This is a genomic window from Streptomyces sp. NBC_00045, from assembly GCF_045041095.1.
Lineage (GTDB): Bacteria > Actinomycetota > Actinomycetes > Streptomycetales > Streptomycetaceae > Streptomyces.
In genome coordinates, this window is record NZ_CP108271.1 from 2,686,979 (window position 1) to 2,706,473 (window position 19,495).

The window sequence follows — 19,495 nt, forward strand, 5'->3', positions numbered from 1 at the left end:
CCCGCGTGTCAGGGCGACGGTTCGTCCGCGTCCGGCGGCGGCACGGCCGCCAGCAGTTCCCGCAGGTCCAGCGGCATCACCGCGATCTCGATGGTCCCGCCGGCCGCGCCGCCCTCGCCGCTCCCGTACGTGCAGGCCACGATCCGCGATCCGGGGTTGATGGAGATCCCCTCCTTCACGGACGGCGCCCGCACCCCGGTCGCCAGGCCGCCGGGCAGCGCAACGGGCTCACCGCGCCGGGGCACCCAGCGCACCCCGCCGGGGCCGGTGAACACCCGGCCCATCCGCCAGCGGCCCGCGCCGGCCGGGTGCCGCACCATGCACGGGATCCCCTGCGGTGACCCGGCGGCGACCCGCTGGCGCTGCTTGCGCCGCACCAGCCACCCGGCCCCGACGGCGGCGGCCGCGACCACCAGGAATTCGATCATCCGCCCATTGAAACAGCCGGGCGGGCGGGCGGCCCCGGCAGGGCAGCGGCAGGCCGGACGGGCGACGCTGCCCGTCCGGCCCGGCGACCTGCCCGGCCCACCCGGGTTGCCGACCTACCCGGCCCGCCCGGCCTGGATCCGGAGGTCTACCCGCCGCTCAGCTGGGAGACGCTCGGAACCCTGTCGGTCACCGTGGCGCCCGCGCTCTTGCCGGCGCCCTTGACCCCGTTGATGACGTCCTCGAAGGAGCCGATGTCGGCATCGCCCGCGCTACCCGCGCGCAGCTTCGAGCCCAGCCCCTTGAGGGACGCGATGCCCGCCGTCAGCGGCACCATCGCCTTCGACAGCAGCGGGTCGCCCTTGGCGTTGTCCGCCGCCGCCTTCAGCCGGTTGTACGCGAACGCGCCCGCGAGGCCCGCCTTGATGAGCGCGAACGTACGGCCCTTGGCGCCCTTCTTGAACTTGCCCGCACGGTACGGCTTGATGATCCACTGGTAGGTCGCCCCGGCCGCGAGCCCCGCGTTGGCGACGAAGCGCGTCTTGGCGAACTTCTGCTTCTCCGCGCTGGTGGTGGGCGTGGGCTCGGCGAGGGCCGCGACCTCCGCCGCTTCCGCCGCCTGCCACGCTTCGGGCGCCGCCACTTCGACGGCCGGCGCCGCGGGCACGGACAGGGCCGCGTCCTCGCCCCGGCCCCTGCCGCCGCCTTCGCTGCCGCAGGCGGTGGCGCCGGCGAGCAGCGCGCCGGACACGAGCAGGGCGGTGAAGGCGCGTCGGAATCGGGTCGTACTGGGTATGGACACGCTGGGTATGGACACGTGAGCCTCCGGGGAGTGAGGTGTCTCCCGCAGCGTCACCCGGGCCCCGGCACTGCGCCACTTGGATGACCCATTCGGGTTTGCTTCACCCCGACGGGGCAAGACGCGCTGCATGCGCACACACACCGGAGTACACGCCCGCGGAGGCGTTCAAGCCGGCCGGGTCGTCGCCGCGGTGGCGGACGTGCTGGCCTTCACGATCGGCCTGTGGATCCTGCTCTACTTCCTCGAAGCCAACCGGGGCAACGGCCTGGTGGAGTTCATCCACGACGCCGCGAGCTGGCTGGCCGGCTGGTCCTACGACCTGTTCACGTTCGACCGGGAATGGGTCCAGGTGGTGGTGGGCTACGGCGTGGCGGCCGTGGCGTACCTCGTCCTGGGCCACCTCATCGCGGGCCGGCTCTACCGCCGCTGACCGCGAGCCACGTACGGGCAGGCCGCCTCCCCGGCGGCCTGCCCCACTCTCGTCCGTCCGGCCCTGCGCGGGCTAACGGCAGCAGTCCGGCTCCAGTCCGGACGGCAGCTCCAGCCCCCCGAACACCGCCCCGGTGGCCTCGTCCCCACCCAGCGCGGCCACGGCGAGCAGCAGCGACCCGGCCGTCCAGGTCGTCTGCTCGACCGGCCACACCGCCTCGTCCTCGAAGACGTAGCCCGTCCAGTACATGCCGTTGTCCGCCCGCATGTGCGTGATGGACCGCAGGATGTCCAGCGCCCGGTCCGACTCGCCCATCGCCCACAGGGCGAGCGCGAGCTCGCAGGACTCCCCGCCCGTCACCCACGGGTTCGGCAGGACGCAGCGCACGCCGAGGCCCGGGACGACGAACTCCTCCCAGCGCTCCTCGATCCGCGCCTTCGCCTCCGCGCCGGTGAGCGCACCGCCCAGCACCGGGTAGTACCAGTCCATCGAGTAGCGGGACTTGTCCAGGAAACGCTCCGGATGCCGCCGGATCGCGTGCCCGAGGGAGCCCGCCGCCAGCTCCCAGTCCGGCTGCGGCTCCTCACGGTGCTCGGCGATCGCCAGCGCGCACCGCAGTGCCTGGTGGATCGAGGAGGAGCCGGTGAGCAGCGCGTCCGTGACGGGCGTGCCGTCGGCCTCGCGCTTCCAGCCGATCTCGCCGCCCGGCTGCTGCAGGCCGAGGACGAACTCGGTCGCCGCGTAGACGACGGGCCACATGCGGTCCAGGAACGGGTCGTCGCCGGTGGCCAGGTAGTGGTGCCAGACGCCGACGGCTATGTACGCGACGAAGTTGGACTCCCGGCTCGCGTCCTGCGGCTCGGCGGTGTCCACCCCGTCCGGCCGGTCGGCGTACGCCGCGAACCAGGAGCCGTCGGCGTTCTGGTGCCGGGCCAGCCAGTCGTAGGCCCGCTCCGCCGCCTCGTGCTCGCCCGCCGCGTCCAGGGCCATCGCGGCCTCGGTGTGGTCCCACGGGTCGAGGTGGTGCCCGCGGAACCACGGGATGGCCCCGTCGGAGCGCTGCGCGGCGAGGATGCCGGCCACCGTGCCGGCGGCCTCCTGCGCGGTCAGCACCCCGTCCAGGACCAGGCGTTCGGTGCGCCCGGGGGAGCTCACTTCGCCGCGCCGACGGGAAGGTGCGGCTTCGTCGCGTACGCCACGAAGCTCTTGCCGATGACCGGGTTGAGCGCCTGCTCCGCGAGCCGCGTCGCGAGGGGCTTCTTCATGATGTCCCAGACCAGGAGCTTGTGGTACGCCTTCACCGGCAGCGCCTTGTCGTTGTCGACGCCGAACGCGCACTTGAGCCACCAGTACGGGGAGTGCAGCCCGTGGGCGTGGTGGGTGCCGTACGTCTTGAGGCCGGCGGCCGCCATCTTCCCGAGCAGCTCGTCGGCCTTGTAGATGCGGATGTGACCGCCCTCGACCTCGTGGTAGGCGTCGCTCAGCGCCCAGCAGATCTTTTCCGGGCCGTAGCGCGGCACGGTGATGGCGATGCGGCCGCCCGGCTTGAGGACGCGAACCATCTCCGCGAGCACGCCCTTGTCGTCGGGGATGTGCTCCATCACCTCGGAGATGATGACGACGTCGAAGGAGTCGTCGGGGAAGGGCAGGGCCAGCGCGTCGCCCTCCATTGCGGTGGCGGTGGCGCCGGCCGGGGCCTCACCGGCCTCCTTCATGGCCGCGAACCACTTGGCGACCTCGCGGATCTCCTCGCCGTTGCGGTCGACTGCGACCACCTGGGCGCCGCGCCGGTAGCACTCGAAGGCGTGCCGGCCGGCGCCGCAGCCCAGATCGAGCACGCGGTCGCCTGCGGCGAGCGGGAACCGGGAGAAATCGACGGTCAGCACGGGGTCCTGCCTTCGCGGTCGCGGGGGTGGAGAGGATGGGGGTGGTGGAGCGGGTGGCGGAGGTGCCGGGGAAACGTCATGGGGCGGAAGGTCACCGCGCGCTGCGGGTACGGCCGGCCGCGCGCTCGATCGCGGCGCGGTAGTGCGCGGCGGTGCCCTCGGCGGCTCTGGCCCACGTGAACCGGGACAGCACCCGCTCGCGTCCGGCCGCGCCGAGGCGCGCCCGCAGCTGCGGGTCGCCCAGCAGCCGGCCCAGCGCGGCGGACAGCGCACCCGCATCACCGGGCGGCACCGCGAGGCAGGTCTCGCCGTCGGGGCCCGCGACCTCGGGGATGGCACCGCCGGTGGTGGCGACCAGCGGGGTGCCGGTGGCCATGGCCTCGGCGGCGGGCAGCGAGAAGCCCTCGTACAGCGAGGGCACGCAGGCGATCTGCGCGCTGCGCACCAGGTCCACGAGTTCGGCGTCGGTGATGCCCTTGACGAAGCGCACCGCGCCCTGGAGGTCGTACTTCTCGATCGCGCGGGCGACCGGCCCCTGTTCGGCGCGCTTGCCGACCACGACGAGGTGTGCGTCGGGCTGCTCGGTCCGCAGCTTCGCGAGCGCCTCGACGAGGTGCACGAGGCCCTTGAGGGGGACGTCGGCGCTGGAGGTCGTGACGATCCGCCCCGGTACCTCGGCCACGGACGCGTCGGGCGACCACAGGTCGGTGTCGGCGCCGATGTGGACGACGTGGATGCGCTCGTCGCGCACGCCCAGGTGCTCGGCGATCTCCTGCTTGGAGGATCCGGAGACGGTCAGCACGGAGGGCAGCCGGCGGGCGACCCGCCCCTGCATCCGCGTGAAGCCGTACCAGCGGCGCACGGAGAGCCGCTTCTTGCGGTCGTGGGCGGCATCGAGGTCCAGCTGCCGGTCGACGGTGATGGGGTGGTGGATGGTGGTGACCAGCGGCGCGCCGAGGTCGGCCAGCAGGCCGTAGCCGAGGGTCTGGTTGTCGTGGATGACGTCGAACTCGCCCGCGCGGGCGGCGAGGTGGCGCCGGGCCCGCAGCGAGAAGGTCAGCGGCTCGGGGAATCCGCCGGTCCACATGGTGGCGACTTCCAGCGCGTCGATCCAGTCCCGGTACTCGTCGCGCTTCGGGGTGCGGAACGGGTCGGGCTGCCGGTACAGGTCGAGGCTCGGCAGCTCGGTCAGCGTGGCACCGGTGTCGAGGACCGGGTACGGCTGCGCGCCGATGACCTCGACGGAATGTCCCAGCCTCACGAGCTCCCGCGAGAGGTGCCGGACGTAGACGCCCTGACCGCCGCAGAACGGGTTCCCCTTATAGGTGAGGAGTGCGATGCGCAACGGGCGGTCGCCGTCGGTGGCGGAACCCACGAAAGGGCTCGTCACCATGGCCTCAGCGGTCACTCTCGGCCCCCTTATCCCTGCAACTTTCGCCGGAGCGTAACCGCTCGCATAATGTAGAACAAGTTTCAGACTTGATCCGTCGAAGACCATTGAATCTACCGGCCGGAAACCACACCGTAAGAGGCGGAGCAGGTGATTCGCGCCACGGCTCGGACGCCTGCCATGCTGACTGTCGATCACCGTCGAAGTCACGACACGAACGGCCCGGAAATCAGCACCGCAACGACACGGAACGCCATGGAACGGGACAGATGACAGCGGATGCGAAAGCCGTCGCCACGACGGCGTCCCCTCCCCTGACGGAGCGCCAGGAGGCGCGCCGCCGCCGGATCCTGCACGCCAGCGCCCAGCTGGCCAGCCGGGGCGGTTTCGACGCCGTCCAGATGCGGGAGGTGGCCGAGGCGGCCGGGGTCGCGCTGGGCACCCTGTACCGGTACTTCCCGTCCAAGGTGCACCTCCTCGTCGCCACGATGCAGGACCAGCTCCAGCACATGCACACGACGCTCCGCAAACGGCCCCCGGCGGGCGAGGACCCGGCGGCCCGCGTGTCGGAAACCCTGATGCGGGCCTTCCGCGCGCTCCAGCGGGAGCCGCACCTGGCCGACGCCATGGTCCGCGCGCTGACGTTCGCGGACCGGAGCGTGAGCCCCGAGGTGGACACGGTGTCCCGGCTGACCACGGCGATCATCCTGGACGCGATGGGCCTGGACGCCCCGCCGACGGCGGAACAGCTCTCCGCGGTGCGGGTGATCGAGCACACCTGGCACTCGGCGCTGATCACCTGGCTCTCGGGCCGCGCCTCGATCGCCCAGGTGAAGATCGACATCGAAACGGTCTGCCGCCTCATCGACCTGACGACGCCACGAGAAAAGGCCTGAACCGGGCAGTTGGCACCGCGCGCCGGTAGGGCCCCGCAGCCCTCGGGGCGTCAGGCCGCGCAGCGCTTGCTGTTGAGCGCGGTCTCGGCGCCCTTGTCGTAGCCGGCCTGCCAGTTCGGGTCCGGTTGCGTGAGGTGCTGCGGCTGGGTCTTCTTGCAGGACTCAAGGTTGTCCTTGAGTCCTTGCCGGAAGCCCTTCCCGTACTGGTCCTGGCTCTGGTCCGTGGAGGTGCCCGCGCCCCCGGTGCACTCCGTGTGCTGGTAGCACGTGCTGGTCGCCGACGCAGGAGGGGCCGCCAGTGCGCGGGCGGCCGGGAAGACTCCGGCCAAGGAGAGGACGAGGGCTCCGACCAGGGCCGGTCGGCCGGGTCCGTTCATGGTTTCGCCTTCCCCTGAAGGTGCGGCCAGGGGTCATCTGCCTCCCTGCCCACGACCCTCCCCCGCCTCCCCCTGTCGACCGGACCCGGACCGGCCCCGGACCCCGCGCCGACACCGGCCGGCCCGGCCGCCCCGCCCCTCACTCCTCCGGCGGGAACACCGCCTCCCCCGTGCCCGCCAGGGTGATCAGGATGGCTTCCACCGGGCAGCCCTCCGCCGCCGTCAGGACCGGCTCGTTCGCGTCCGTCTCGGGATCCCGCGGATGCGACTGGCGCGCCGAGTCCAGTGCGAAGCCCTCCGGTGCGTGGTTCACGCACATCCCCGAGCCGATGCAGACGCCCCGGTCCACCTCCACGTGCCACCGGTCGCCCATGCCGTTCACGCACCCGCCGCGTAGCCCGCCGGCAGGTGGATCATCTTGTGCTCCAGGTACTCGCTCAGCCCCTCGGGCCCGAACTCCCGTCCCACGCCGCTGTTCTTGTAGCCGCCGAAGGGCCCCAGCATGTCCAGGCTGAAGGTGTTCACGTTGAAGGTGCCGGTCCGCACCTGCCGGGCGAAGTCGATGCCGTGCTCGACGTCCGCGGTCCAGACGCTGCCGCTCAGGCCGAACTCCGAGTCGTTGGCGACCCGTACCGCTTCCGCCTCGTCCCCGTACGGGATCAGGCAGACGACCGGTCCGAAGATCTCCTCGCGGGCGATCCGCATCGAGTTGTCCACGTCCCCGAAGAGCGTCGGCTCCACGTACCAGCCCTGTTCCAGGCCCGCCGGGCGGCCGCCGCCCGCCAGGACCTTCGCGCCCTCCTCCTGACCGATCCGGATGTAGTCCAGCGACCGCTGCTGCTGCCGCTGGGCGACCAGCGGCCCGAGTTGCGTCGACGGGTCCAGCGGGTCGCCGACCACGAGCGCGCCGGCCGCGGCCGCGAGGGCCTCGGCGACCTCCTCGTAGCGGCTGCGCGGCGCGAGGACGCGGGTCTGGGCCACGCAGGCCTGCCCGTTGTTCATCCAGGCCGCAGGGACGATCCCGGCGATGGTGGTGTCGAGGTCGGCGTCCGGGAGGATCACGGCGGCGGACTTGCCGCCGAGTTCGAGCGTGACCCGGGTCAGGTTGCGGGCGGCGACCTCCATCACGCGCCGGCCGGCGGCGACGGAGCCGGTGAAGGCCACCTTGTCGACGCCGGGGTGGCCGACCAGGTACTCGCTGACCTCCCGGTCGGCGGGCAGGATCGACAGCACGCCTTCCGGCAGCCCGGCCTCCCGGGCGATGTCGGCGAGGATGTACGAGTCCAGCGGCGACTCGGGGGACGGCTTGAGGATCACCGTCGACCCGGTCAGCAGCGCGGGGGCGAGCTTGGCTGCGGCCACGAACTGCGGCACGTTCCAGGGGATGACGGCCGCGACCACGCCCACCGGCTCCCGGCGCACCAGGATCGGGCCGAGCGCTCCCTGGCGGCGCTCCTCGTACGGGTAGGCGCGCGCGACCTGGATCGCGGCGTCGTAGACCATCATCGGGCCGAGTGCCTGCGCGAGGACGCTCCAGGAGTACGGGGAGCCGTTCTGCGAGCTGATCGACCGGGCGATCTCCTCGTGCCGGACGGCGATCGCGTCCTTGATCCGGGTGACGACGGCGATCCGCTCGTCCAGGGACGCCCTGGGCCAGGGCCCCTCGTCGAAGGCCTTGCGCGCCACGGCGACGGCGCGGTCCACGTCCGCGCGGGAGGCGTGCGGGACGCTGCCGATGACCTGCTCGGTGTGGGGGGAGACGATCTCGATCGTGTCGGTGCCCAGCGGATCCGTCCACTCCCCGCCGATGAACAGGTGTCCGTGTTCCACGAGCTCGGTCATGGCTGCTGCCTCCTGCGGCTTGGCGTTCCCGAACTGATACCAGTTCTAGTTCCAGGAGTCCACGGCCAGGACGGAACGACCCGGAAGATCCAACGGGCGGTTACGACTAGTCAGGACGGGCCGCAGATGGTCGACTTGGGCGACTACTGCAACACGTTCTCGTATGAGTGGGCCGGGCGGCGCGGACGCGGCGGCCAGGCCCGGACAGGGAGCCCCCATGCCGCAGGACACGCATCCGACCACACCCCCGACCACACCCCCGCTCACCCCGCACGTCACCGACCACGGCGGCGGCGTCCGCGGCATCAAGGTCCCGATCCCCGACAACCCGCTCGGCCACACCCTCGTCCACGTCCTCGACACCGACCGCGGCCCCGTCCTCATCGACACCGGCTGGGACGACCCGCAGTCCTGGGACACCCTCGTCGCCGGCCTCGCCGCACTCGGCATCGCCGTCGCCGACGTCCACGGCGTGGTCATCACCCACCACCACCCCGACCACCACGGCCTGTCCGGCCGCGTCCGCGAGGCCTCCGGCGCCTGGATCGCCATGCACGCCGCCGACACCGAGGTCGTCGTACGGACCCGGTCCGCCGAGCCCGGCGTCTGGTTCGACTACATGAGCGGGAAGCTCGCCGCCGCCGGAGCACCCGAGGAGCACGTCGCACCGCTGCGCGCCCGCGCGAGCGGCCGCATGCTCCCCCATGGCGTTCGGCACGGGAGGGGCCCCCACCTGCCCGGGCTGCGGGCCGCCGTCCCCGACCGGGAGATCGTCCCCGGCGAGCTGCTCCCCCTCGCCGGGCGCCGGCTCCGCGCCATCTGGACCCCCGGGCACACCCCCGGCCACGTCTGCCTGCACCTGGAGGAACAGCACCCGGCGAACCTCCCCGGCAACGGCCGCCTCTTCTCCGGGGACCACCTGCTGCCCGGGATCTCCCCGCACATCGGTCTCTACGAGGCTCCCGACGAGAACGGAATCACCCGGGTCACCGACCCCCTCGGCGACTACCTCGACTCTCTCGAACGCATCGGCCGCCTCGGCCCCGCCGAGGTCCTCCCGGCGCACCAGCACGCCTTCACCGACGCCCCCGCCCGCGTACGGGAACTGCTGCGCCACCACGAGGAACGGCTGACCGGACTGTGGGAGCTGCTGGCCGAACCGCTGACCCCGTGGGCGCTGGCGGAACGCATGGAGTGGAACCGTCCCTGGGAGCAGATCCCGTACGGCTCCCGCAACATCGCCGTCTCGGAGGCAGAAGCGCATCTGCGGCGGCTGGTGAAGCAGGGCCGGGCCGAGGCGGTCCCGGGCAGCGACCCGGTCACGTACCGCGCCCTGTGACGGCGGGCCCGTCGGTAAGGGGCGCCAAGGTCTGGCGCCACCCTTCCGGACTCCTACGGGCCGGTACAGTGAACCCGTCGTCCACCCTTCCGTACGGGGGGAAGCCGGTGCGATTCCGGCGCTGACCCGCAACCGTGACCCGCCCCGGCCCCGCCCGGGCGGCAAGCCGGACCGCCCCGTACGCGAGGTGCGCGGCTCGCGCCGCCGGAGCCCCGGCGGCCGGCACCGTCGAGGTTAACGGGGCCGGAGCCCGGTGCCCTGTGCGCGCCTGCCTCCCGGCCCCCCAGCACGAGAGGCACCCGCCCCCATGAACGTCCGTCGCAGCGCCGCCGCGCTCGCCGCCTCCGCCGTGCTCTGCGTGGGCGCCGCCCCCGCAGCCCTCGCCGCACCGTCCCCGTCGGCCCCGCCGGCCCCGGTGATCCCCTCCGGCCTGTTCGGCAAGAAGGACCCGACGTACGACGGTGTGTGGCGCCAGTCCTTCGCGCTGCTGGCCCAGCAGACGGTCGGCGTGAAGCCGGCCGAGGAGGCCGTCGCCTGGCTCGCCGGACAGCAGTGCGCGAACGGCGGCTTCGCCTCGTTCCGTGCGGACGCCGCCGCGGCCTGCGACGACAAGACGATGTACGACACGAACGCCACCGCGATGGCCGTGCAGGCGCTGAAGGCGCTGGGAGGCCAGGACGCGGCGGTGAAGAAGGGCGTGGACTGGCTGAAGTCCGTCCAGAACGAGGACGGCGGCTGGGCGTTCGTCCCCGGCACCCCGAGCGAGGGCAACTCCACCTCCCTCGTCATCAGCGCGCTGGCCGCGACGGGCGAGAAGCCGGCCGAGGTGAAGTCGAAGGCGGGCAAGTCCGCGTACGAGGGCCTGCTCTCCTTCCAGCTGGGCTGCCCCGCCGAGCCGGCCGCCGACCGGGGCGCCTTCGGGTACCAGCCGGCGGACGGCAAGCTCGCGGCCAACGCCGACGCCACGGCCGCCGCGGTCCTGGCCGGGCTGGCCCAGGGCTCGGTCGTGGCCCCTGCCGCGACGGACACCCCCGCGGCCGCACTGGCCTGCCCGGCCGGCTCCGCCGACCCGGCGGGTGCGGCACAGGGCGCGGCCGGCTACCTGGCCGAGGCCCTGAAGAAGGACGGTCACCTCACGGCCGTCACCCCGGGCGCGGACCAGCCGACCGCGGACACCGGCAACACCGCCGACGCGGTGATCGCCCTGGCCGCGGCCGGGCACAAGCAGTCGGCGGCAGGCGCGCTGGAGTGGCTGAAGGCGAACTCGGCGGACTGGTCCAAGGACAGCCCGGCGGCCCTCGGCACCCTGGTCCTGGCCGCGCACGCGACGGGCACGGACCCGAAGTCGTTCGGCGGCACGGACCTGGTGACGGCACTGAACGCGACGGGCCCCGCCGCACGGACGGCTGACGCGTCCGCGTCGCAGGCCAAGGACGAGAAGAAGGACGAGAAGGACTCGAACCAGAACGTTTGGTGGATCGTGGGCGCGGGCCTGGCGGCCGGCATGGGCATCGGCGTCCTGCTGAGCGGCCGCCGGAAGAAGAACCAGCTCTGATGCGTCGTAGCCCGATCCCGCTGGTCCTCGCGTTCGGTGTCCTCCTCACCCTCCTGGCGTCCTCGCCGGCGCTGGCGGCGGGCTACCGCTACTGGTCGTTCTGGGAGGGCACGGGGGGCCAGTGGCAGTACGCCACGCAGGGCCCCTCGACGGCCCGCCCGGCCGACGGCGCGGCGCTGGGCTTCCGCTTCGCGGTGAGCCAGGACGCGGCGGCCGAGGCGGCGAAGCCGCGCGCGGCTGCCGATTTCGCGGCGGTCTGCGCGTCCACCCCGGCCGTGGAGGGCCGCAAGCGGATCGCGGTCGTCGTCGACTTCGGCGTCCCGGCGGACGCCCCGGCCGGCGACGCCCCGCCGCAGGACACCCCACGCACGGCCTGCGCCCAGGTCGCCCCGGACGCCACGGCGGCCGAAGCCCTGGCACAGGCCGCCAAACCGCTCCGCTACAACAGCGCTGCGCTGCTGTGCGCGGTGTCGGGCTACCCGAAGCAGGGCTGCGGCGAGCAGATCGCGGACGCCGGAGCGAAGCCGGAGCCGAAGCCGTCGGCGCAGGCCGGACCCAAGGCCGACGGCGGCCCGTCGACGGGCCTCCTGGCCGGCCTGGCCGCGGTGGCCGCCCTCGCCGCGGCGGCAGTCTGGCAGTCCCGCCGCCGCCGATGACTCCCGACCAGCCCGCCCCCCGGCGCGCCGCCTCCACCGAGGGCCCCCACCCGGCGGCCCCCACCACCACCGAAGGTCCCGCACGGGCCGACGCGCCACAGCCCGCCACCGCCGCGACGCCCCGCCCGGCGAACGCCGCCGCACAGGGCCACGTGGGGGGTGGCGGGGCGCTCGCCGACGCCGCTCGGCCGGCCGCGGGCCGGGGCACCGTGCGCACCCACCGGCCCGCACCCGGCGACCCGACCCCGCCCGGGCCCGGTCCGGCCGGGGCGGGTGACACCGGGTCCTGGCCGACGTACGAAAGGATCAAGGCGCCGCTGGCCCGCCGCGGCAACGCCCTGCACGCGGGCGCATGGTGGCTGTGGGCCCTCGGCCTCGCCACCGCCGCCTCCCGCACCACCAATCCGCTCCTGCTCGGCCTGATCGTCGGCGTCGCAGGTTACGTCGTGGCCGCCCGCCGGACCTCCGCCCCGTGGGCCCGTTCGTACAGCGCCTTCCTCAAGCTCGGCCTCTTCGTCATCGGGCTCCGCCTCTTCTTCTCCGTACTGCTCGGCTCCCCGATCCCCGGCGCCCACACCCTCTTCACGCTCCCCGAGCTCCCCCTCCCCGCCTGGGCGGCCCAGGGCATCCGCGTCGGCGGGCGCGTCACCGCCGAGCAGCTCGTCTTCGCCTTCTACGACGGCGCCAAGCTCGCCGCCCTCCTCGTCTGCGTCGGCGCCGCGAACGCCCTCGCCAACCCGGCCCGGTTGCTGAAGTCCCTCCCGGCCGCCCTCTACGAGGCCGGTGTCGCCGTCGTCGTCGCCATGACCTTCGCGCCGAACATGGTCGCCGACGTCGCCCGACTGCGGACCGCCCGGCGTCTGCGCGGCCGTCCCACCGGCGGCATCAAGGCGGTCCTCCAGATCGGCCTGCCCGTCCTGGAGGGCGCCCTGGAACGCTCCGTCGCCGTCGCCGCCTCGATGGACGCCCGCGGCTACGGCCGTACCGCACAGGTCCCGCCCGCCGTCCGGCACACCACCAACGTCCTCACCCTCGGCGGCTTGCTCGGCATGTGTGCGGGCACGTACGGGCTGCTCGCCGCCGAGGGCGCCGCGTACGGGCTGCCCGTCCTGCTCATCGGCCTGGCCATGGCCCTCGCGGGCCTGCGCCTGGGCGGGCGGCGCAGCATCCGGACCCGCTACCGGCCCGACCGCTGGGGCGGGCGCGCCTGGCTGGTCGCCGGATCGGGCGCGGCCGTCGCCGCCGCCCTCGTCCGCGCCGCGGCCGTCGACCCCGACGCCCTGCTGCCCGGTGTCGTCCCCCTCGTGGCGCCCACGCTCCCGCTGTGGCCGGCGGCCGCGATCCTCATCGGCCTGCTCCCCGCCTTCGTGGCGCCCGTACCGCCCAAGGAGGCATCTCAGTGATCCGCTTCGAGCAGGTGTCGGTCACGTACGACGGCGCCGCTCAGCCCACCCTCCGCGATGCCGACTTCGTCATCCCGGAGGGCGAGCTCACGCTCCTGGTCGGCCCTTCGGGCGTCGGCAAGTCGACCCTCCTCGGTGCGGTCTGCGGCCTGGTCCCGCACTTCACCGGGGGCACGCTGCGCGGCCGCGTCACGGTCGCGGGCCGCGACACCCGTACCCACCGGCCGCGCGAGCTCGCCGATGTCGTGGGCACCGTCGGGCAGGATCCGCTCGCCCATTTCGTCACGGACGTGGTGGAGGACGAGCTCGCCTACGGCATGGAGTCGCTCGGCCTGGCCCCGGCCGTCATGCGCCGCCGGGTCGAGGAGACCCTTGACCTGCTCGGCCTGAACGAACTGCGCGACCGCCCCATCTCCACCCTCTCCGGCGGCCAGCAGCAGCGGGTCGCGATCGGCTCGGTCCTGACCCCGCACCCGAAGGTCCTGGTCCTGGACGAGCCCACCTCGGCGCTGGACCCGGCGGCCGCGGAGGAGGTGCTCGCGGTCCTGCAGCGCCTGGTGCACGACCTGGGCACCACCGTGCTGATGGCGGAGCACCGCCTGGAGCGGGTGGTCCAGTACGCGGACCGGGTGCTGCTCCTGCCGGCCCCGGGCGCGGCTCCGGTCCTCGGCTCCCCGTCCTCGATCATGGCGGTCTCGCCGGTCCACCCCCCGGTGGTCGCCCTGGGCCGCCTCGCCGGCTGGTCCCCGCTCCCCCTGTCGGTCCGCGAAGCCCGCCGCCGTTCCGCCCCCCTCCTCGCCCGCCTACCGCAACCGACCCCGCCAACGCTCGCAGCACCGGTCCCGAGCCAGGGCCCCACCACCCCCCACCCCGAACCCGGCGCGGAATCAGCCCCGCCGGCGCTTGAAGCGCGGGGTCCGGGGCGGAGCCCCAGGTTCGGGAAGGGGCGGGGTGGGGAAGAGGCCCCGCGCAGCGCCGCAGGCCCCGGCGTCCTGTCCCGCCTGCTCCGCCGGAGCGGGCCGACCCCCACCCCCGGGACGGCCACCGGCACCACCCCGGCGGAGCCGGTGGCCCGCCTCACCTCCGTCTCCCTCCGCCGCGGCCGCGCCGAGGTCCTCCACGGCATAGACCTCTGCGTGGCCCCCGGCGAGACCATCGCCCTCATGGGCCGCAACGGCGCCGGCAAGTCCACCCTCCTCGCCACCCTCATCGGCACGCTGGCCCCCACCACCGGCTCGGTGACCGTCTGCGGCAGCACCCCCCACCTCACCGCCCCGCAGGAGATGGTCCGCCGCGTCGGCCTGGTCCCGCAGGAGCCGCGTGACCTCCTCTACGCCGACACCGTGGCCGCCGAGTGCGCCGCGGCCGACGCCGACGCCGGCCGCCCGGCCGGGACCTGCCGGGCCCTGGTCCGCGAGCTGTTGCCCGACGTCCCCGACGGGACCCATCCGCGGGACCTCTCCGAGGGCCAGCGCCTGGCCCTGGCCCTGGCCCTCGTACTCACCGGCCGGCCCGCCCTGCTGCTGCTCGACGAGCCGACCCGTGGTCTGGATTACGCGGCCAAGGCCCGTCTGATCGAAATCCTGCGGGCGCTGGCCGCCGACGGGCACGCCATTGTCCTGGCCACCCACGATGTGGAGCTCGCCGCCGAGCTGGCGCACCGGGTGGTGATCCTGGCGGGCGGGGAGATCGTCGCGGACGGCCCGACCGCCGAGGTCGTCGTGTCGTCCCCGGCGTTCGCGCCGCAGGTGGCCAAGGTCCTGGCGCCGGGGCACTGGCTCACGGTGACCCAGGTCGCCCGCGCCCTGGCCGGGGACGGAACCCTGACCGGGGACGGGACCCTGACCGGAGCCGCAGCCGCAGCCGCAGCCGGGGACGGGTCCGCGGCCGGCGACGGGGCGACGCCGTGAGCCACCGTCCCGTGCGCCTCGGCCCCCGCGCGGCCGTCGCCCTGATCTTCGTGACGCTCATCGGGATCGCGGCCTTCGGCTGGCCGCTCCTCGCTGACCGCCAGTCCGGACTCGCCCATTCCCAGGACGCTCCGTGGCTTTTCGCCGGCTTGCTCCCGCTCCTCGTCGCGGTGGTCGTCGCGACCATCGCCGATCAGGGGATGGACGCCAAGGCGGTGGCGATGCTCGGTGTGCTCGCCGCGGTCGGGGCCGCGCTGCGCCCGCTGGGCGCGGGGACGGCGGGTCTGGAGCCGATGTTCTTCCTGATGGTGCTCAGCGGCCGGGTCCTCGGCCCGGGCTTCGGCTTCGTCCTGGGCTCGGTCACGATGTTCGCCTCCGCGCTACTGACGGGCGGGGTCGGGCCGTGGATGCCGTTCCAGATGCTGGCCATGGGCTGGTTCTCGCTGGGCGCCGGGCTGCTGCCGGGCGCGGAGCGGCTGCGGGGCCGGGCGGAGCTGCTGATGCTGGCGGCGTACGGGTGCGTGGGCTCGTTCGCGTACGGCACGGTCATGAACCTGCAGGGCTGGGTGCTGTTGCAGGGCATGGGCCAGGGCATCTCGTTCCGTCCGGGGGACGCGGTGGCGGCGAACCTGGCGCGGTTCGCCGCGTACTGCGCGGCGACCTCGTTGGGCTGGGACCTGGGCCGGGCCGTGCTGACGGTCGTACTGACCCTCGCGATCGGGGGGACGCTGCTGAAGGCGTTGCGGCGGGCGGTACGAAAAGCGGCGTTCGAGGCACCGGTTTCCTTCGGTTCGGGTTGAAAGTGGCCCGGCGCACACCCCATTTCGTGTAGCGAACCATGACAGAAGGTGACATTCGGCCCCCCTCGCGGTGACTCACCCCATAGGACCCACGTCACATACGACCCGCGATAGTAGGCTGCGCGGCCGTTCGCCAGCACCCGGGGCGGGGATCCGCGGGCCCGCGGCTGCGAGGGCGGCTAGTAACCGGGGTCGTTGCCAGGCCCTCGGCGGCCTGGCTAACTGGTGATGTCGCCACGGCGGCGGGGCGCTTCGCCCCTCGCCCGACGAACCCCTCTCCTTTGCGTGAGTGGCTCACGCATGTCTTCGGCATGCCGCGACAGTCCTTGTCCCCGTCGGAAGGTTTCCTCCGTGTCCAACGTCATCCGCCGCATCGCCGCCTCCAAGAAGACCCTCGCCGGCTCCATCGTCGCCCTGGGCGTCGCCGGCACCATGCTCGCCACCGTGCCCGCCCAGGCGGCCCCGATGGACGCGAAGGCGATCGCGCACCAGATGATCAAGGACCCGGCCCAGTTCGCCGCCTTCGACAAGATCATCTCCCACGAGAGCGGCTGGAACCACACCGCCACGAACGCCTCCTCCGGCGCGTACGGCCTGGCCCAGGCCCTGCCGGGCTCGAAGATGGCCTCGGCCGGCGCCGACTGGAAGACCAACCCCCGCACCCAGATCAAGTGGGGCCTGGACTACATGAACTCCCGCTACGGCAGCCCGGTCGGCGCCTGGAACTTCTGGCAGGCCAACCACTGGTACTAAGCCACCAGTGACCGCGGGCGCCCCACAGCGGCACCAGCAGTGCGAAGGCCCCGGTGGCCGGACCTCCCCAGGTCCGGCCACCGGGGCCTTCTGTTTCCCATCCCACAGGGTCCGTGCGGCGCCGACGCGCCCAGCGACCGGCGACCGGCGACCGGCTACAGCCGCTGGATGATCGTGCCGGTCGCCAGCGCGCCGCCCGCGCACATGGTGATCAGCGCGAATTCCTTGTCGCGGCGTTCCAGCTCGTGCAGCGCGGTGGTGATCAGCCGGGCTCCGGTCGCACCGACGGGGTGGCCGAGCGCGATGCCGCCGCCGTTGACGTTGACCTTCTCCAGGTCCTGTCCGAACACCTGGGCCCAGCTGAGGACGACGGAGGCGAAGGCTTCGTTGATCTCGACGAGGTCGATGTCCTTGAGGGACATGCCGGCCTTGCCGAGCACGGCCCGCGTCGCGTCGATCGGGCCGTCCAGGTGGTAGTGCGGGTCGGCGCCGACGAGCGTCTGGGCGACGATCCGGGCGCGCGGCTTGAGCTTGAGGGCGCGGGCCATCTTGCGCGAGGCCCACATCACGGCGGCGGCGCCGTCCGATATCTGCGAGGAGTTCCCGGCGGTGTGCACGGCGGTCGGCATGACCGGCTTGAGCCGGGCCAGCGCCTCCATGCTGGTGTCGCGCAGGCCCTCGTCGCGGTCGACGAGGCGCCACATGCCCTGACCTGCGCCCTGCTCCTCCTCCGTCGTGGGGACCTGGACGGCGAAGGTCTCGCGCTTGAACCGCTCCTCGGCCCATGCGGTGGCGGCGCGCTCCTGGGAGAGCAGCCCGAGCCGGTCGACGTCCTCGCGGGTCAGGCCCCGGTGGCGGGCGATCCGCTCGGCGGCCTCGAACTGGTTGGGGAGGTCGACGTTCCACTCGTCCGGGAACGGCTTGCCCGGGCCGTGTTTGGAGCCGGAGCCCAGCGGCACCCGGCTCATCGCCTCGACGCCGCAGGCGATGCCGATGTCCATGACCCCGCCGGAGATCATGTTGGCGACCATGTGGTTGGCCTGCTGGGAGCTGCCGCACTGGCAGTCCACGGTGGTCGCGGCGGTCTCGTACGGCAGGCCCATCGCGAGCCAGGCGTTGCGCGCCGGGTTCATGGACTGCTCGCCGGCGTGGGTGACCGTGCCGCCGACGATCTGCTCGACGCAGTCGGGCTGGATTCCGGTCCGGGCGAGGAGTTCGCGGTACGTCTCGCCGAGCAGGTAGGCGGGATGGAGGTTGGCGAGCGCGCCCCCGCGCTTGCCGATGGGGGTGCGTACGGCTTCGACGATGACGGGTTCCGCGGCCATGAGCTCGTCCTCTCCTGCACTGTGCCGGCGCGGCGGGCCGTCCCGGCGCCCCGCCCGAACTAGTACGCGTTCTAGTTCCCCTCGCAGTCTTATGACCCGGGGGCCCGGCACGCAAGGGTCTTGCACGCGGCTTACACGGATTCCACACGCAACAGTTGGCGCGAGGACCCTTGTCACTTCTAGAACTCGTTACTACCTTCAAGCCAAACATCTGATGGGCCGTCAGACTTTGGAGTCGCCCGATGCCCTGTCCCGAGCTGCCCGAAGGCTTCGACGCCACCGACCCCGACCTGCTCCAGGACCGCGTCCCCTTCCCCGAGTTCGCACGGCTGCGGCAGACCGCACCCGTGTGGTGGTGCCCCCAGCAGCGCGGCGTCACCGGCTTCGACGACGAGGGCTACTGGGCCGTGACCCGGCACGCGGACGTCAAGTACGTCTCCACGCACCCGGAGCTGTTCTCCTCCACCACCAACACGGCGATCATCCGCTTCAACGAGCACATCCAGCGCGAGCAGATAGATGCCCAGCGCCTGATCATGCTGAACATGGACCCGCCGGAACACACGCGGGTACGCCAGATCGTGCAGCGCGGTTTCACCCCGCGGGCCATCCGCGGCCTGGAGCAGGCCCTGCGCGACCGGGCCCGAAAGATCGTCACGCAGGCGCTGGCCGCCTCCGCCGACGGCAGCTTCGACTTCGTCACGCAGGTCGCCTGCGAGCTCCCGCTCCAGGCCATCGCCGAACTGATCGGCGTACCGCAGGAGGACCGCCTGCGCATCTTCGACTGGTCGAACAAGATGATCGCCTACGACGACCCCGAGTACGCGATCACCGAGGAGGTCGGCTCCAACGCGGCGATGGAGCTCATCGGCTACGCCATGAACCTGTCCGCCGCCCGCAAGGAGTGCCCGGCCAAGGACATCGTCACGCAGCTGGTCGCCGCCGAGGGCCAGGGCAACCTGGGCTCCGACGAGTTCGGGTTCTTCGTGCTGCTGCTCGCCGTCGCGGGCAACGAGACCACGCGCAACGCCATCAGCCACGGCATGCACGCCTTCTTGACCCACCCCGACCAGTGGGAGCTGTACAAGGCGAACCGGCCGGCGACGGCTGCCGAGGAGATCGTCCGCTGGGCCACGCCGGTGGTGTCCTTCCAGCGCACCGCCACCCGCGACACCGAGCTGGGCGGGCAGAAGATCAAGGCGGGCGACCGGGTCGGGCTGTTCTACTCCTCCGCCAACCACGACCCCGAGGTCTTCGAGAACCCCGACGCCTTCGACATCACCCGCGACCCGAACCCCCACTTGGGCTTCGGCGGCGGCGGCCCGCACTTCTGCCTGGGCAAGTCCCTGGCCATCATGGAGATCGACCTGATCTTCAACGCGCTGGCCGACTCCCTGCCCGACCTGCGGCTGGCCGGCGAGGGGCCGCGCCGGCTGCGCGCGGCCTGGCTCAACGGCATCAAGGAGCTCCGGGTCAGCCACGGTTGAGCACCGCGTCCGCGGCCGTACCGGTTCCACGACGGCAGGGGTCACTCCTCCCACGCCCCGGCCCCTGCCGTCCCGTGGAACACCGCCGGACGTGCGCCGAAGCGCCCTCGGCGTGCGGAAGGGGGCGTGCTCGGCGCGCGGGAGGGGGCGTGCCGGGGGCGCACGTATGCCGGATTGTTGGCTTCCGAACCATTGTCCTAGGGCCGGTGGGGCGTCAC

General features: G+C 73.2%; 19 protein-coding genes and 1 riboswitch. Of the genes, 10 read left to right on the plus strand and 9 right to left on the minus strand.

Translation table 11 applies throughout. From position 1 onward, the window contains the following. Window positions 1–8 precede the first annotated feature (8 nt). Together OHA65_RS12585 and OHA65_RS12590 are read right to left on the minus strand one after the other, a co-directional pair. The gene (locus OHA65_RS12585; RefSeq protein WP_327283214.1) at window positions 9–428 is read right to left on the minus strand and encodes a hypothetical protein; all 420 of its coding nucleotides are present in this window, start codon (window positions 426–428) and stop codon (window positions 9–11) included. A 146-nt stretch (window positions 429–574) separates the two neighbouring features. Next, the gene (locus tag OHA65_RS12590; protein WP_371646824.1) at window positions 575–1,222 is read right to left on the minus strand and encodes a hypothetical protein; all 648 of its coding nucleotides are present in this window, start codon (window positions 1,220–1,222) and stop codon (window positions 575–577) included. 133 nt (window positions 1,223–1,355) lie between these two features. On the opposite strand from OHA65_RS12590, the gene OHA65_RS12595 reads away from it, so the two are divergent. Continuing rightward, window positions 1,356–1,658 carry a hypothetical protein gene (locus tag OHA65_RS12595; protein ID WP_327283216.1) on the plus strand — a complete coding sequence of 101 codons (303 nt, stop codon included), beginning with the start codon at window positions 1,356–1,358 and terminating at the stop codon, window positions 1,656–1,658. 72 nt (window positions 1,659–1,730) lie between these two features. Here the strand turns inward: OHA65_RS12595 and OHA65_RS12600 are convergent, their stop codons facing one another. The 3 genes from OHA65_RS12600 to OHA65_RS12610 all read right to left on the minus strand — a co-directional run bounded on the left by OHA65_RS12600 (window position 1,731) and on the right by OHA65_RS12610 (window position 4,952). Next, a complete protein-coding gene (locus OHA65_RS12600) occupies window positions 1,731–2,813 on the minus strand; it encodes a prenyltransferase (protein ID WP_327283217.1) in 1,083 nt (360 codons plus the stop codon). Beyond that, window positions 2,810–3,544, minus strand: coding sequence for a class I SAM-dependent methyltransferase (locus OHA65_RS12605; RefSeq protein ID WP_327283218.1), 735 nt, complete (start codon window positions 3,542–3,544; stop codon window positions 2,810–2,812). Before OHA65_RS12605 ends, OHA65_RS12600 begins: the two co-directional genes overlap by 4 nt. Before the next feature lie 91 nt (window positions 3,545–3,635). Beyond that, on the minus strand, window positions 3,636–4,952 hold the full coding sequence (locus tag OHA65_RS12610; protein WP_327283219.1) for a glycosyltransferase family 4 protein: 1,317 nt from the start codon (window positions 4,950–4,952) through the stop codon (window positions 3,636–3,638). A 251-nt stretch (window positions 4,953–5,203) separates the two neighbouring features. Between OHA65_RS12610 and OHA65_RS12615 the strand changes: the two genes are divergently transcribed. After that, a complete protein-coding gene (locus OHA65_RS12615) occupies window positions 5,204–5,830 on the plus strand; it encodes a TetR family transcriptional regulator (RefSeq protein ID WP_327283220.1) in 627 nt (208 codons plus the stop codon). A gap of 50 nt (window positions 5,831–5,880) precedes the next feature. On the opposite strand, the gene OHA65_RS12620 is transcribed toward OHA65_RS12615, so the two are convergent. The 3 genes from OHA65_RS12620 to OHA65_RS12630 form a co-directional block, all read right to left on the minus strand. Continuing rightward, on the minus strand, window positions 5,881–6,207 hold the full coding sequence (locus OHA65_RS12620; RefSeq protein ID WP_405761881.1) for a hypothetical protein: 327 nt from the start codon (window positions 6,205–6,207) through the stop codon (window positions 5,881–5,883). A gap of 139 nt (window positions 6,208–6,346) precedes the next feature. Beyond that, window positions 6,347–6,580, minus strand: coding sequence for a ferredoxin (locus OHA65_RS12625; protein WP_327285633.1), 234 nt, complete (start codon window positions 6,578–6,580; stop codon window positions 6,347–6,349). Between the two features lie 5 nt (window positions 6,581–6,585). Next, on the minus strand, window positions 6,586–8,049 hold the full coding sequence (locus OHA65_RS12630) for an aldehyde dehydrogenase (RefSeq protein ID WP_329313425.1): 1,464 nt from the start codon (window positions 8,047–8,049) through the stop codon (window positions 6,586–6,588). A 217-nt stretch (window positions 8,050–8,266) separates the two neighbouring features. Here OHA65_RS12630 and OHA65_RS12635 point away from each other — a divergent pair, with 217 nt between their 5' ends. The 7 genes from OHA65_RS12635 to OHA65_RS12665 all read left to right on the plus strand — a co-directional run bounded on the left by OHA65_RS12635 (window position 8,267) and on the right by OHA65_RS12665 (window position 16,465). Continuing rightward, the gene (locus OHA65_RS12635; protein WP_405761882.1) at window positions 8,267–9,388 is read left to right on the plus strand and encodes an MBL fold metallo-hydrolase; all 1,122 of its coding nucleotides are present in this window, start codon (window positions 8,267–8,269) and stop codon (window positions 9,386–9,388) included. Window positions 9,389–9,486: 98 nt separating this feature from the next. Further along, window positions 9,487–9,561, plus strand: a riboswitch (cobalamin riboswitch). Window positions 9,562–9,695: 134 nt separating this feature from the next. Then, window positions 9,696–10,943: a prenyltransferase/squalene oxidase repeat-containing protein gene (locus OHA65_RS12640; protein ID WP_405761883.1), complete on the plus strand. Its 1,248-nt coding sequence runs from the start codon at window positions 9,696–9,698 to the stop codon at window positions 10,941–10,943. Further along, the gene (locus tag OHA65_RS12645) at window positions 10,943–11,599 is read left to right on the plus strand and encodes an SCO2322 family protein (protein WP_327283225.1); all 657 of its coding nucleotides are present in this window, start codon (window positions 10,943–10,945) and stop codon (window positions 11,597–11,599) included. The genes OHA65_RS12640 and OHA65_RS12645 overlap by 1 nt, the downstream gene beginning before the upstream one ends. Continuing rightward, a complete protein-coding gene (locus tag OHA65_RS12650; RefSeq protein ID WP_405755885.1) occupies window positions 11,596–13,002 on the plus strand; it encodes an energy-coupling factor transporter transmembrane protein EcfT in 1,407 nt (468 codons plus the stop codon). Before OHA65_RS12645 ends, OHA65_RS12650 begins: the two co-directional genes overlap by 4 nt. Further along, the gene (locus OHA65_RS12655; protein ID WP_328762616.1) at window positions 12,999–14,912 is read left to right on the plus strand and encodes an ATP-binding cassette domain-containing protein; all 1,914 of its coding nucleotides are present in this window, start codon (window positions 12,999–13,001) and stop codon (window positions 14,910–14,912) included. The genes OHA65_RS12650 and OHA65_RS12655 overlap by 4 nt, the downstream gene beginning before the upstream one ends. Continuing rightward, window positions 14,909–15,712, plus strand: a complete 804-nt coding sequence (locus tag OHA65_RS12660; RefSeq protein WP_328762618.1) for an ECF transporter S component — start codon at window positions 14,909–14,911, stop codon at window positions 15,710–15,712. Before OHA65_RS12655 ends, OHA65_RS12660 begins: the two co-directional genes overlap by 4 nt. A 300-nt stretch (window positions 15,713–16,012) precedes the next feature. Continuing rightward, a complete protein-coding gene (locus OHA65_RS12665; RefSeq protein WP_327281485.1) occupies window positions 16,013–16,465 on the plus strand; it encodes a transglycosylase SLT domain-containing protein in 453 nt (150 codons plus the stop codon). A 155-nt stretch (window positions 16,466–16,620) separates the two neighbouring features. Here the strand turns inward: OHA65_RS12665 and OHA65_RS12670 are convergent, their stop codons facing one another. Further along, complete coding sequence (locus tag OHA65_RS12670; RefSeq protein WP_327283229.1) at window positions 16,621–17,790, minus strand: steroid 3-ketoacyl-CoA thiolase; 1,170 nt, start codon at window positions 17,788–17,790, stop codon at window positions 16,621–16,623. Window positions 17,791–18,032: 242 nt separating this feature from the next. On the opposite strand from OHA65_RS12670, the gene OHA65_RS12675 reads away from it, so the two are divergent. Next, window positions 18,033–19,277 carry a cytochrome P450 gene (locus OHA65_RS12675; RefSeq protein WP_327283230.1) on the plus strand — a complete coding sequence of 415 codons (1,245 nt, stop codon included), beginning with the start codon at window positions 18,033–18,035 and terminating at the stop codon, window positions 19,275–19,277. Window positions 19,278–19,495: the final 218 nt, after the last annotated feature.

Excerpts from the sequence above, each read along its gene's own strand:
- OHA65_RS12635 (WP_405761882.1), top strand. The coding sequence starts at position 8,267 with ATGCCGCAGGACACGCATCCGACCACACCCCCGACCACACCCCCGCTC.
- OHA65_RS12670 (WP_327283229.1), bottom strand. The coding sequence starts at position 17,790 with ATGGCCGCGGAACCCGTCATCGTCGAAGCCGTACGCACCCCCATCGGC.
- OHA65_RS12650 (WP_405755885.1), top strand. The coding sequence starts at position 11,596 with ATGACTCCCGACCAGCCCGCCCCCCGGCGCGCCGCCTCCACCGAGGGC.
- OHA65_RS12630 (WP_329313425.1), bottom strand. The coding sequence starts at position 8,049 with ATGACCGAGCTCGTGGAACACGGACACCTGTTCATCGGCGGGGAGTGG.
- OHA65_RS12585 (WP_327283214.1), bottom strand. The coding sequence starts at position 428 with ATGATCGAATTCCTGGTGGTCGCGGCCGCCGCCGTCGGGGCCGGGTGG.
- OHA65_RS12620 (WP_405761881.1), bottom strand. The coding sequence starts at position 6,207 with ATGAACGGACCCGGCCGACCGGCCCTGGTCGGAGCCCTCGTCCTCTCC.
- OHA65_RS12645 (WP_327283225.1), top strand. The coding sequence starts at position 10,943 with ATGCGTCGTAGCCCGATCCCGCTGGTCCTCGCGTTCGGTGTCCTCCTC.
- OHA65_RS12615 (WP_327283220.1), top strand. The coding sequence starts at position 5,204 with ATGACAGCGGATGCGAAAGCCGTCGCCACGACGGCGTCCCCTCCCCTG.
- OHA65_RS12640 (WP_405761883.1), top strand. The coding sequence starts at position 9,696 with ATGAACGTCCGTCGCAGCGCCGCCGCGCTCGCCGCCTCCGCCGTGCTC.
- OHA65_RS12675 (WP_327283230.1), top strand. The coding sequence starts at position 18,033 with ATGCCCTGTCCCGAGCTGCCCGAAGGCTTCGACGCCACCGACCCCGAC.
- OHA65_RS12665 (WP_327281485.1), top strand. The coding sequence starts at position 16,013 with ATGTCTTCGGCATGCCGCGACAGTCCTTGTCCCCGTCGGAAGGTTTCC.
- OHA65_RS12595 (WP_327283216.1), top strand. The coding sequence starts at position 1,356 with ATGCGCACACACACCGGAGTACACGCCCGCGGAGGCGTTCAAGCCGGC.
- OHA65_RS12625 (WP_327285633.1), bottom strand. The coding sequence starts at position 6,580 with ATGGGCGACCGGTGGCACGTGGAGGTGGACCGGGGCGTCTGCATCGGC.